This is a genomic window from Sphingomonas sediminicola, assembly GCF_049991885.1.
In the GTDB taxonomy this organism is placed as follows: domain Bacteria; phylum Pseudomonadota; class Alphaproteobacteria; order Sphingomonadales; family Sphingomonadaceae; genus Sphingomicrobium; species Sphingomicrobium sediminicola.
The window spans coordinates 180,501-191,462 of record NZ_CP178916.1 but is presented as its reverse complement, the minus strand read 5'-3'; the positions used below and the strand labels follow the sequence as shown (position 1 = coordinate 191,462).

The following is a 10,962-nucleotide window of genomic DNA, read 5'->3' as shown; positions in this document are numbered from 1 at the left end:
AAACCGCGCTTATTCGGGCAGCGCCAGCAGCTTGCGCGCCTCTGCCTCGTCGCCCCGCATGTGCTCGACCAGCGCGTCGAGGTTGTCGAACTTCTTTTCGTCGCGAATGAAGGCGTGGAGCGCGACCTCGATCTTTCGGCCGTAGAGGTCGGGCGTCTGGTCGAACAGATGCGCTTCGAGGAGCTCCACGGCGGGCTCGAACGTAGGGCGGATCCCGAAGCTGGCGACACCGGGATGCTCGGTACCATCGTCGAGCGTCACGCGGACCGCATAGATGCCGTAGCGCGGCCGCTGATAATCGCCGAGCCGGAGATTGGCGGTAGGATAGCCGAGCTCGCGGCCGCGCTGATCGCCGCGCTCGACAATGCCCTCGACCGCAAAATCGCGGGTGAGGAGCCGCGTCGCCTTCGCCGTATTGGCGGCCGCCAACGCCTCGCGGATGCGCCCGGACGCGACCCGCTCGCCGTCGACAAGCACCGCTCCGACCGTCTCGGCGGTAATCCCGTGCTGCGCTCCGACTTCGCGGAGCACCGTCGTGTTGCCGCCCCTTCCCTTGCCGAAGGTGAAGTCCTCGCCGGTCACGACGCCCGAGGCGCCGATCCTCTTGCCAAGGATATCCGCAACGAAATCCTCCGCAGTCGTTCCCGCAAGCTCCCCGCCGAAGCGGAAGACCAGCATCGCGTCGGCCCCCGCATGGGCGAACAGGCTTTCGCGCTGGTCGAGGGTCGTCAGCCGAAAGGGTGGGATGTCCGGCTTGAAATGCCGCACCGGATGGGGATCGAAGGTCGCGACGATCACCGGCCGCCGCATGTGGAAGCCGAGCGCGATCGCGCGGTTCACGACCGCCTGATGGCCGAGGTGGAAGCCGTCGAAATTGCCGAGCGCGACGACCGCGCCGCGAAGCTCTTTGGGGATAGGTTCGTCGTGGTACAGCCGCTGCATTGGGCGCAAGCTGTATCGGCGCTTCGCAGGCGCGGCAAATCAGTGCGTCGGGAGGTGCTTCTTAAGAAGCCGATATTCGTGCCATGCGAGCACGATCACGAAGGCATCGAGGATCGACAGTAGGACCAGCCCGACGTCGTGGGTGAAGCTGTAGCGGTAGAGCTGATAGGCGATGAAGGCGCCGAAGACGACGAAGCAGGCGGGATAGGCCCACAGCTTCTCGCGAAGCAGGCCGACGACGACGGCAAGCTTCAGCAGCCCATGGGTGAAGAGATAGAATGCGTAGAAGTGCTGGGTCTCGAGCGAAAAGCCCTGCGCCAGCTTCAAGGCCGTGCTTGCCACCCAGTCCTGCGGGTCCTGCAACCGCTCATCGGTGATGAATTCGCCCAGGAAATTGATGATCGATTCATGAGCGACGAGGTAGAGCGCCACGCCGCTCGCCATTTCGATCAGCGCGTAGAAGCCCTTCAGCCCGACGCTAAGCACAAACAGGCCGTGGATTCGCTTCTCGTTCATCGACCCGCGCGGCTACACGGCGAACCGCTTGACTTAAAGGGTCCCAAATCCTATTTCGCTCCTATCCCGATCCACCGGTTCCGGCGGCGCATTCGTGCGCGCGTCGGTTTTTCGTTTGGAGCGGGCCTAACAAGCGACGAGATGGGTTTCGATTGCCGGGGTATTTCGCTCTGAGCCATCGGCGCCTGTGGAGCTGAAGAAGGGTGAAGAATGGCTCGTATTGCCGGGGTTAACATCCCCACCAACAAGCGCGTTGAAATTGCGCTGACCTACATCCACGGCATTGGCCGCACGACGGCCAAGGAAATCATCGGCAAGCTGGGGATCACCCCTGAGCGCCGGGTCCAGGACCTGACCGATCAGGAAGTCCTGCACATCCGCGAGACGATCGACCGCGACTACAGCGTCGAGGGCGACCTTCGCCGCGAGACCGCGATGAACATCAAGCGGCTCATGGATCTCGCCTGCTACCGTGGCCTCCGCCACCGCAAGGGCCTCCCGGTCCGCGGCCAGCGCACGCACACGAATGCGCGCACTCGCAAGGGCAAGGCCAAGCCGATCGCCGGTAAGAAGAAGTAAGCTTCTTCCAAGGGTTTAACTTCGCCTTGGACCCTCGGTCGGGCGAATGGATGACAGGAATTTTCGAATGGCACGCGAACCACAGCGCCTCCGCAGGCGGGAACGCAAGAACATCTCAGCCGGCGTCGCTCACGTGAACGCCAGCTTCAACAATACCATGATCACCATCACCGACGCGCAGGGCAATGCGATTGCCTGGTCGAGCGCCGGAATGATGGGCTTCAAGGGAAGCCGCAAGTCGACTCCGTACGCCGCTCAGGTTGCCGCGGAAGACGCGGGCAAGAAGGCCGCCGAGCACGGCGTCCGCACGCTCGAGGTCGAAGTCAAGGGTCCGGGTTCGGGCCGCGAGAGCGCCCTTCGTGCGCTGCAGGCGGTCGGTTTCACGATCACATCAATCCGCGACGTCACGCCGATCCCGCACAACGGCGTCCGTCCGAGCAAGAGGCGCCGCGTCTAACCAACGCGGCCGCCGCCGCTGGGTGGTTTCCAGCGGCAGTTTGAAATTATCGGGCGGAACCCCACCTCTTCCGCCCAGGGCTAGGGAAACAACATGGCTGTCAACGCGAAGAACTGGCAGGAACTCAAGAAGCCGAACGCGCTGGAGCGCAAGCAGGGCGCGGGCGATGCTCGCCGCCGCGCCGTTTTCGTCGCCGAGCCGCTGGAGCGCGGTTTCGGAATGACGCTCGGCAACTCGCTGCGCCGCGTGCTTCTGTCGTCGCTTCAGGGCGCGGCAGTCACGTCGATCAAGATCGAAGGTGTGCTGCACGAGTTCTCGAGCCTCGCGGGTGTCCGCGAGGACGTGACTGACATCGTGCTCAACGTGAAGCAAATCGCCCTTAAGATGGAAGGCGAAGGTCCGAAGCGGCTTGCGCTCTCCGCAACCGGTCCGGCGGAAGTCACCGCGGGCATGATCCAGGCAACGGGTGACATCGAAGTCACCAACCCGGATCTCGTGATCTGCCACCTCGACGACGGCGCGACGCTCAACATGGAGCTGACCGTCGACATCGGTAAGGGCTACGTCCCGGCCGCCGCCAACCGTCCGGTCGACGCTCCGATCGGGCTCATCCCGGTCGACGCTCTGTACAGCCCGGTCCGCCAGGTTGCGTACAAGGTCGAGAACACCCGCGTCGGTCAGGAGCTCGACTACGACAAGCTCAACCTGACAATCGAAACCGACGGCACGGTGACCCCGGAAGACGCGCTCGCTTATGCGGCCCGCATCCTCCAGGACCAGCTGCAGCTGTTCGTCCACTTCGACGAGGGCCAGGTCCGTGCAGCTGCGCCGATGACGGCCGGTATTGCGGTCCCGTCTGCTGCCGAGACGACCACTGACGCCAACCAGCTCAACCGCTACCTTCTCAAGAAGGTCGACGAGCTGGAGCTTTCGGTCCGTTCGGCGAACTGCCTGAAGAACGACAACATCATCTACATCGGCGACCTCGTTCAGAAGACCGAGGCCGAGATGCTCCGCACGCCGAACTTCGGCCGCAAGAGCCTCAACGAGATCAAGGAAGTCCTTGCCTCGATGGGCCTGCGCCTCGGCATGGACATCCCTGGCTGGCCGCCGGAGAACATCGAAGAGATGGCGAAGAAGCTCGAGCAGGAAATGCTCGGCTAAACGCGCCGGACTTTCGTGGAAGACTTGAAGGGCCGTCCCGCCGGGGCGGCCCTTTTCTTATTGGCTACTGAAGCTGGCCCGACGGTACGGCCTTGAGCTTCGCTGCAAGGGCTTCCGCATCTCCTGTGCTTCGGCAGGCGACGAAGATCGTATCGTCGCCGCAGATGGTTCCAACGATCTCCGCGAAGGGGGATTCGTCGAGAGCGACACCGACGAGATGCGCTGAACCCGGCGGGGTCCTGAGGACAACAATGGTCGCAGCGACGTCGATCGAGCGGACCCAGTCGCGCAGCACTAACGCGAGCCGCGAAGCCGTGGCTCCATTGGCAGGAAGCTGGTCGGGAAGCGTGTAGCTGATCCGGCCGTCGCGGCGGACCTTGAGCGCTCCGAGCTGCTCGAGGTCTCGCGACACGGTCGCCTGGGTTACTTCGAAGCCGAGACCCGCGAGGCGCGCAGCGACCTCTTCCTGACTCGCGAGGGCGTTGGCGCGGATGAGGTCCGCGACCGCGCGCTGTCGTCGTTCCTTGAGCTCACTCATGCGTTGCCTATGCACTAACTTGCATATTTATGCAAATCAGTGAATAGGAGCCGCCTCATGATTCGGACGGCCATTCTTGGAGCCTCGGGCTATGTCGGCGGCGAGCTGCTGCGTCTTCTCGCGGCGCACCCACAGCTGCACGCAGCGAAGCTGTTCGGCGAGAGCAAGGCCGGCCGGCCGGTTGCGGAAACGCATCCACATCTTGCGCCATTTTATGCAGGATCGTTCGAGAAGTTCGACGAGGCGGCGCTGGCGGATGTCGATTTGATCCTCGCCGCTTTGCCCCACGGGCACAGCCAAGACGTTGCGCCCACCATCCTCGAACGTGGCATCCCCTTCGTCGATCTCGGCGCAGACTTCCGCCTCAACAATGCCGCGACCTACGAGCGCTGGTACGGCCACGCGCACAAGGCGCCCGCCCTGCTTGGCGAGTTCGTCTACGGCATTCCCGAACTCAACCGCGCGGCGATCCGTGGCTCGAAAGCGGTAGCCGCCGCCGGATGCTACGCCACCGCTGCGATCCTCGCGTTGAAACCCCTGGTGGACAGCGGACTCGTCAACCCAAAGAGCCTGATCGTCGACGCCGCTTCTGGCGTCAGCGGGGCCGGTCGCGAAGCGAAGGAAGCGACGGGCTTCAGCACGGTCGACGGCAGCTTCTCGGCTTATGGGCTGCTCAACCACCGCCACACCGCTGAAATGGAAATGGCGCTGGACGCGACGGTGCTGTTCACGCCCCATCTCGTGCCGATGACCCGGGGAATCCTCGCGACCTGCTACGGTGAGGCGACCGGCGAAGGCGATCCCCTGGAGACGCTCAGGGCGGCTTATGCGGACGAGCCCTTTTTCCACGTCACGGACGCTTCGCCCGCGACCAAGTGGGTGTCAGGCTCGAACGGGGTTCAGGTCACGGCGCGCTACGACAACCGGACCGGACGCGTGCTCGCCCTCTCGGCGATCGACAATCTCGGAAAGGGCGCGGGGGGCCAGATGGTCCAGTGCGCCAATCTCATGCTCGGCCTCGAAGAGACCGCCGGGCTTACTGCAATCGGAGTCTATCCATGAGCGTAACCGCGGCCGAAGGGTTCGTCGCGGCCGGCTGCCACGCCGGCATCAAGAAGCGGCGCTTCGACATGGCCCTGCTCGCGACCGAAGATCGCCAGTCGGTGGCGTGCGCGGCCGTTTTCACGCAGAACAAGTTCGCCGCGCCGCCGGTCGAGCTGGACCGCAAGCTGCTCGCCGCCAACGGCGGGCGCGTGACGGCCGTCATCGTCAACTCCGGAAATGCGAACGCCGGGACAGGTGCGCCGGGATACAAGGACGCCCAGCTGATGGGCGCGGCTGCCGGCGACGCTTTGGGGGTCGACGCGTCGCAGGTCTTGGTCTGCTCGACCGGCATCATCGGCACGCCCTTGCCCATGGAGCCGATCCTGCACGCCACGCCAAAGCTCGCCAAGAGGCTGTCGGTCGAAGGCGGCCATGATGCAGCTCGCGGAATCCTGACCACCGATCACAATCCGAAGGAAGTGCTGATCAAGGGCTCGACCTTCACGATCGGCGGAATGGCCAAGGGCTGCGGGATGATTGCGCCGAACATGGCGACGATGCTGGCGTTCCTGACCACGGACGCCGACGTGCCGCGCGAATTCATTCAGAAGGTGTTGCGTTCGGCCTCCGACGCCACGTTCAACACGCTCAATGTCGACGGCGCGACCTCGACCAACGACACAGCAATGGTGCTGGCATCGGGCCGCCGCGGCAAGGCGAGCCACGAGGAGTTCGGCAATGCCCTCCTCGCCGCCTGCGAGGACCTGACCATGCAGATGGCGCGCGACGCCGAGGGCATGACCCGCATCGCGCGGCTGATCGTCACCGGCGCGGCCAACGACAATGAGGCGAAGATCGCAGCCAAGAACATCGTCGAGAACAATCTGGTGAAGTGCAGCTGGTACGGCGGCGACCCTTACTGGGGACGGCTGATGGCCGCCGCTGGCTCCGCGGGCGTCGACATGGACGTCGCCAAGTCGCGCGTGGCCTATGGCGGGATCGTCGTCGCCAAGGGCGGCGCGGGCATCGCGCACGACGGCGTCGCGCTCGCCCGGCACATGATGGGCGAAGAGGTCCAGATCGAGGTCCACCTCGGTGCCGGCAAGGCGTCCGCCCGGATGATCGGGATCGATCTCGGCCCCGGTTACATCAAAGAGAATAGCAAGACCTCATGACCCCGAGCGAGACCGCGCACATCCTCGTCGAGGCGCTGCCGTACATCCGGCAGTGGGCCGGAAAGTCGGTCGTCGTAAAGCTCGGTGGAGCGGCGATCGACCGCGAGTCCGACCTTGCGCTCGCGCAGGACGTCCTCCTGCTGCGGAGCGTCGGAGTGCGCTGTGTGCTGGTGCATGGCGGCGGGCCGCAGGTCGACACCATGCTCCGCCGCGTCGGCAAGGAACCGGAATTCCGGGATGGCCTTCGCGTCACCGACGCGGAAACCCTCGAGATTGTCCGGATGGTCCTGGTCGGAAAGATCAACCGCGATCTCGTCGCAACGATCAACAGCCAGGCTGGCGAGGAGCCCGTCGCGGTCGGGGTGTCGGGCGAGGATGCGGGATTGCTGACAGTCACGCCGGCGGATTCCGCTCTGGGCTTCGTCGGCAACGTCACAGGCGTCCGTGCGGAGCTGCTCCACCGCCTTCTCGATGACGGACTGACCCCCGTCGTCTCGACGGTCGGAGCAAATCTCGAGGGCCAGCCGTACAACGTCAATGCGGACGAGGCGGCGCGGGCGATTGCCGTCGCCATGCACGCGGAGAAGATCGTCTACCTCACTGCAGTACCGGGCCTCCTCGAAGACCCGAAGGACGAAAGCACGCTCATCCCTCGCCTGACCTCGACCGAGCTCCGCGGCCGGATCGAGCACGAAAGCGTTGGCAAGGGCATGATTCCGAAACTGAAGGCCTGCGCGGACGCGGTCGATCAAGGGGTGGGCTTCGCGCACATCATCGACGGTCGCGTCCATCATTCGCTGCTGATCGAGCTTCTGACCGACCACGGCGTCGGCACGATGGTAAAGCGGGAGGCGAGCTGGTGAAGCATCTCCTCGCCATCCGTGATTTGTCGGCGGATGACCTCAATTCGATCCTTGCGCTGTCCGAGGCGCCATACACCCACGTCCTTCAGCACAAGGGCGTGGCTCTCTATTTCGAGAAGCCTAGCGCGCGAACTCGCAACTCGATGGAGGTCGCGTCGGCCCAACTTGGCGGGCACCCCGTCTATCTGCAGCCGAACGAGCTTGGGATCGGCGAACGCGAAAGCGTCGAGGACGTCACCCGCACGCTCGCCTGCTATCACGCGATCATCGCCGCGCGCGTGTTCGACCACGCCCTCCTTGAGCAGATGGCGGCGGTGAATGTCGCGCCGGTGCTCAACATGCTTTCAGCAACCGATCATCCCTTGCAGGCTCTGGCCGATCTCCTGACGATCAAGCAACTGCTCGGCCGCATCGAGGGCGCTCGGATCGCCTTCATCGGGGAGGCGAACAACGTCGCCCGCTCGCTCGCCGAAGGCTGCGCCCTGCTCGGAGCCGAGCTGAACATCGCCAGTCCCACCGGCTTCGGCTTCGGAAGCCCGATGCTCGCGGTCAATCAGGTGGTTGATCCCGCCGAGGCGATGGACGGCGCCGACATCGTCTATTCGGACGTGTGGGTGTCGATGGGCGACGAGGACAGTCGTGAACGCCGCGAGGTCTTCGCGCCCTACCGGGTCGATGCCGACCTGATGCACAGGGCACCGAACGCACATTTCCTGCACTGCCTGCCTGCTCGCCGGGGAGAGGAAGTAACGGCCGACGTGATCGACGGCTCCAATTCCGCGGTCTGGCGCCAGGCCGAGAACCGGATGCATACGGCGCGCGGAGCTATGCTCTGGCTGACCGGCGCCGCCGCCTGAATCGAGGACAGACATGACGAACAAGAAGCCGAAGGTTGTGCTCGCCTATTCGGGCGGCCTCGACACCTCGATTATCCTGAAGTGGCTGCAGACCGAATATGATGCGGAGGTCGTGACCTTCACCGCGGACCTCGGCCAAGGCGAGGAGGTCGAGCCGGCGCGGCGGAAGGCCGAGATGCTGGGCGTGAAGCCGGAGAACATTTTCATCGACGACCTCCGCGAGGAGTTCGTTCGCGACTTCGTCTTTCCAATGTTCCGTGCGAACACTGTTTACGAAGGGCAATATTTGCTCGGGACGAGCATTGCCCGTCCCCTGATCGCGAAAAGGCAGATCGAGATTGCCCGGCAGGTCGGCGCGGACGCCGTGTGCCACGGGGCGACCGGCAAGGGGAACGACCAGGTTCGGTTCGAGCTAGGCTATTACGCACTGGAGCCAAACATTAGGGTGATCGCGCCGTGGCGCGAGTGGAAGCATGCGAGCCGTGAGGCGCTGATCGACTTCGCCGAGAAACACCAGATCCCGATCGCGAAGGACAAGCGCGGCGAGGCGCCCTTCTCGATCGATGCGAATCTCCTTCACTCTTCGTCCGAGGGGAAGGTGCTTGAGGATCCGTCGATTGACGCACCGGAATATGTTCATCAGCGGACGATCTCGCCCGAGGAGGCGCCGGACAAGGCGACGACGATCACCATCGATTTCGAGCGTGGCGATCCGGTCGCGATCGATGGCGAGAAACTTTCGCCGGCGACGTTGCTGGAGCGGCTCAACAAGCTCGGTCACGACAATGGCATCGGCCGCCTAGACCTCGTCGAGAACCGGTTTGTCGGGATGAAATCGCGCGGCGTGTACGAGACGCCCGGCGGCACGATCCTGCTGGCGGCGCATCGCGGGATCGAGAGCATCACCGTCGATGGCGGCGCGATGCACCTCAAGGACGAGCTGATGCCGCGCTATGCGAGCCTCATCTACAACGGCTTCTGGTTCTCGCCGGAACGGGAGATGCTCCAGGCCGCGATCGACAAAAGCCAGGAGCATGTCATCGGCCGAGTCACGATGAAGCTCTATAAGGGCAATGCGACGGTCATCGGCAGGGAGAGCGAGCACTCGCTCTACGACCAGGACCTCGTCACCTTCGAGGAGGGCACCGGCGACTACGACCAGCGCGACGCGGCGGGCTTCATCCGTCTGAACGCATTGCGGCTGCGGACGCTCGGCCAGCGCGACCGGCGCTTAAAGTCCTAGGTCAACCTTCGCGGCGGCTACCTGTTCGCGGACGCGCTCCGGAGCAGTTCCCCCGTAGCTTGTGCGGCTGCGAACCGAGGCGTCGACGCTGAGCACGTCGAAAACGCGCTCGTCAATTCGCGCGTCGATTTCTTTCAGCGCATCGAGCGGAAGATCGGCGAGGTCGCAGCCCCGGTCCTCCGCCGCCTTTACCGCCCGACCGGTGATGTGGTGCGCCTCTCGGAATGGCACTCCGGCCTCGCGCACGAGCCAGTCAGCAAGGTCTGTCGCGGTCGAGAAGCCAAGCGCCGCCGCATCGGCCATCCGCTGCGGGACGAACTCGATCGTCTCGATCATGCCGGCAAGCGCCTCGAGCGACAGAGCCAGCAAGTCGCGCGCTTCAAACACCGGCTCCTTGTCGTCCTGCATGTCCTTCGAATAGGCGAGCGGCAGGCCCTTCATCGTCACCATCAGCGACGTGAGACAACCGAGGATCCGGCCGCTGTGGCCGCGCACCAGCTCCGCCGCATCTGGATTGCGCTTCTGCGGCATGATCGAGGACCCGGTCGAGAAGGCATCCGGCAGCTTTACGAAACCAAATTGCTGGCTGGTCCAGATGATCAGCTCTTCCGCCAACCGTGACAGGTGCAGGCTGCACTGGGAAGCGGCCGTTAGGTAATCGAGCGCGAAATCGCGATCGGACACGCTGTCGAGACTGTTCGCCGTAGGCCGCTCAAAGCCGAGCGCATCGGCGACTTCGTGCCGGTCGATCGGGAAGCTCGTCCCCGCAAGCGCCGCGCTGCCGAGCGGGCTCTCGTTCATACGCGTTCGAGCGTCGGAGAAGCGCGAGACATCCCGCTGGAGCATTTCGAAATAGGCCAGCAGATGGTGGCCGAGCGTGACTGGCTGGGCGACCTGCAGGTGAGTGAAGCCCGGCATCACCGTGTCGGCATGATCCTCGGCGCGCTCGACAAGGGCCCGCTGAAGCCCGTGGATGGCGCCTACGGCCTCGTCGCACGCATTGCGCACCCATAAGCGGAAGTCCGTCGCGACCTGATCGTTGCGGGAGCGCGCCGTGTGCAGCCGCCCGGCTGCCGGCCCGATCAGCTCGGCAAGGCGATGCTCCACCGTCATGTGTATGTCTTCGAGCTCGACACGCTCGGGCACGCCATCGCGCTCGAACTCTCTTGAGATCTGGTCGAGGCCTTCGAGGACAGCCGCCGCGTCTGCCTGTCCGACGATCCCCTGATCCCGAAGCATCGCAGCGTGGGCTTTCGATGCCGCAATATCCTCGCGCCACAACCTCTTGTCGAAAGAGATTGAGGCGTTGATCCGCTGCATCAGGTCCGACGCAGCTTCGCTGAACCGGCCGCCCCAAGTCTTCTGGCTGGGAGGTTGATCGGACATGGTCGGGGCGTTGCCACGCATGGCGAAGAGGGTCAAACGGGCACTCGTCGCCAAGCCGTTCCGGCTGCGCGCCATTCGCCATGAAGCCGTCATCGCGCGGTCACGCGAAACCTGTTACGGGCCTTCAACGTCACGATCCGAGTCCGGTGCGTTCGACGAGCTAGTATTTGCCCGCCAATCGGTCCCAATCGAGACGCC

The 10,962-nt window shown here is 64.4% G+C and carries 12 protein-coding genes; 8 read left to right on the top strand and 4 right to left on the bottom strand.

Translation table 11 applies throughout. The annotated features are described in order from the left end of the window. Positions 1 to 9: 9 nt before the first annotated feature. The gene (locus ACMC5O_RS01015; RefSeq protein WP_187708068.1) at positions 10 to 942 is read right to left on the bottom strand and encodes a bifunctional riboflavin kinase/FAD synthetase; all 933 of its coding nucleotides are present in this window, start codon (positions 940 to 942) and stop codon (positions 10 to 12) included. A gap of 39 nt (positions 943 to 981) precedes the next feature. Further along, entirely contained in the window at positions 982 to 1,458 is a 477-nt protein-coding gene (locus ACMC5O_RS01010; protein ID WP_187708069.1) for a DUF2127 domain-containing protein, read from the bottom strand. Between the two features lie 210 nt (positions 1,459 to 1,668). Here ACMC5O_RS01010 and rpsM point away from each other — a divergent pair, with 210 nt between their 5' ends. The 3 genes from rpsM to ACMC5O_RS00995 all read left to right on the top strand — a co-directional run bounded on the left by rpsM (position 1,669) and on the right by ACMC5O_RS00995 (position 3,658). Next, complete coding sequence (gene rpsM / locus ACMC5O_RS01005) at positions 1,669 to 2,037, top strand: 30S ribosomal protein S13 (RefSeq protein WP_187708070.1); 369 nt, start codon at positions 1,669 to 1,671, stop codon at positions 2,035 to 2,037. Positions 2,038 to 2,104: 67 nt separating this feature from the next. Further along, positions 2,105 to 2,494 (top strand): 30S ribosomal protein S11, encoded by a 390-nt coding sequence (gene rpsK / locus ACMC5O_RS01000; RefSeq protein ID WP_187708071.1) that lies wholly within the window; start codon positions 2,105 to 2,107, stop codon positions 2,492 to 2,494. Between the two features lie 93 nt (positions 2,495 to 2,587). After that, positions 2,588 to 3,658 (top strand): DNA-directed RNA polymerase subunit alpha, encoded by a 1,071-nt coding sequence (locus tag ACMC5O_RS00995; protein WP_187708072.1) that lies wholly within the window; start codon positions 2,588 to 2,590, stop codon positions 3,656 to 3,658. 64 nt (positions 3,659 to 3,722) lie between these two features. Here ACMC5O_RS00995 and argR read toward each other — a convergent pair whose 3' ends face one another. After that, on the bottom strand, positions 3,723 to 4,196 hold the full coding sequence (gene argR, locus ACMC5O_RS00990) for an arginine repressor (protein ID WP_187708073.1): 474 nt from the start codon (positions 4,194 to 4,196) through the stop codon (positions 3,723 to 3,725). A 57-nt stretch (positions 4,197 to 4,253) separates the two neighbouring features. Between argR and argC the strand changes: the two genes are divergently transcribed. From argC to ACMC5O_RS00965, 5 genes are read left to right on the top strand one after another with little or no spacing between them, the layout of a single operon-like run. Next, a complete protein-coding gene (gene argC / locus ACMC5O_RS00985; RefSeq protein WP_187708074.1) occupies positions 4,254 to 5,258 on the top strand; it encodes an N-acetyl-gamma-glutamyl-phosphate reductase in 1,005 nt (334 codons plus the stop codon). Next, complete coding sequence (gene argJ / locus ACMC5O_RS00980; RefSeq protein ID WP_426693108.1) at positions 5,255 to 6,415, top strand: bifunctional glutamate N-acetyltransferase/amino-acid acetyltransferase ArgJ; 1,161 nt, start codon at positions 5,255 to 5,257, stop codon at positions 6,413 to 6,415. Before argC ends, argJ begins: the two co-directional genes overlap by 4 nt. Further along, positions 6,412 to 7,278, top strand: a complete 867-nt coding sequence (gene argB / locus ACMC5O_RS00975; protein WP_426693107.1) for an acetylglutamate kinase — start codon at positions 6,412 to 6,414, stop codon at positions 7,276 to 7,278. Before argJ ends, argB begins: the two co-directional genes overlap by 4 nt. After that, complete coding sequence (locus ACMC5O_RS00970) at positions 7,275 to 8,135, top strand: ornithine carbamoyltransferase (protein ID WP_187708076.1); 861 nt, start codon at positions 7,275 to 7,277, stop codon at positions 8,133 to 8,135. Before argB ends, ACMC5O_RS00970 begins: the two co-directional genes overlap by 4 nt. Positions 8,136 to 8,148: 13 nt before the next feature. After that, positions 8,149 to 9,378, top strand: coding sequence for an argininosuccinate synthase (locus ACMC5O_RS00965; RefSeq protein ID WP_187708077.1), 1,230 nt, complete (start codon positions 8,149 to 8,151; stop codon positions 9,376 to 9,378). Here ACMC5O_RS00965 and argH read toward each other — a convergent pair. Beyond that, positions 9,367 to 10,764 carry an argininosuccinate lyase gene (argH, locus tag ACMC5O_RS00960; protein WP_187709953.1) on the bottom strand — a complete coding sequence of 466 codons (1,398 nt, stop codon included), beginning with the start codon at positions 10,762 to 10,764 and terminating at the stop codon, positions 9,367 to 9,369. The two genes, ACMC5O_RS00965 and argH, sit on opposite strands and share 12 nt — an antisense overlap. Positions 10,765 to 10,962 lie beyond the last annotated feature (198 nt).

What these genes read in the sequence shown, in the direction of transcription:
- argC (WP_187708074.1), top strand. Translation starts at nt 4,254, where the DNA reads ATGATTCGGACGGCCATTCTTGGAGCCTCGGGCTATGTCGGCGGCGAG.
- argB (WP_426693107.1), top strand. Translation starts at nt 6,412, where the DNA reads ATGACCCCGAGCGAGACCGCGCACATCCTCGTCGAGGCGCTGCCGTAC.
- ACMC5O_RS00995 (WP_187708072.1), top strand. Translation starts at nt 2,588, where the DNA reads ATGGCTGTCAACGCGAAGAACTGGCAGGAACTCAAGAAGCCGAACGCG.
- rpsM (WP_187708070.1), top strand. Translation starts at nt 1,669, where the DNA reads ATGGCTCGTATTGCCGGGGTTAACATCCCCACCAACAAGCGCGTTGAA.
- argH (WP_187709953.1), bottom strand. Translation starts at nt 10,764, where the DNA reads ATGTCCGATCAACCTCCCAGCCAGAAGACTTGGGGCGGCCGGTTCAGC.
- argR (WP_187708073.1), bottom strand. Translation starts at nt 4,196, where the DNA reads ATGAGTGAGCTCAAGGAACGACGACAGCGCGCGGTCGCGGACCTCATC.
- ACMC5O_RS01010 (WP_187708069.1), bottom strand. Translation starts at nt 1,458, where the DNA reads ATGAACGAGAAGCGAATCCACGGCCTGTTTGTGCTTAGCGTCGGGCTG.
- ACMC5O_RS01015 (WP_187708068.1), bottom strand. Translation starts at nt 942, where the DNA reads ATGCAGCGGCTGTACCACGACGAACCTATCCCCAAAGAGCTTCGCGGC.
- argJ (WP_426693108.1), top strand. Translation starts at nt 5,255, where the DNA reads ATGAGCGTAACCGCGGCCGAAGGGTTCGTCGCGGCCGGCTGCCACGCC.
- rpsK (WP_187708071.1), top strand. Translation starts at nt 2,105, where the DNA reads ATGGCACGCGAACCACAGCGCCTCCGCAGGCGGGAACGCAAGAACATC.
- ACMC5O_RS00965 (WP_187708077.1), top strand. Translation starts at nt 8,149, where the DNA reads ATGACGAACAAGAAGCCGAAGGTTGTGCTCGCCTATTCGGGCGGCCTC.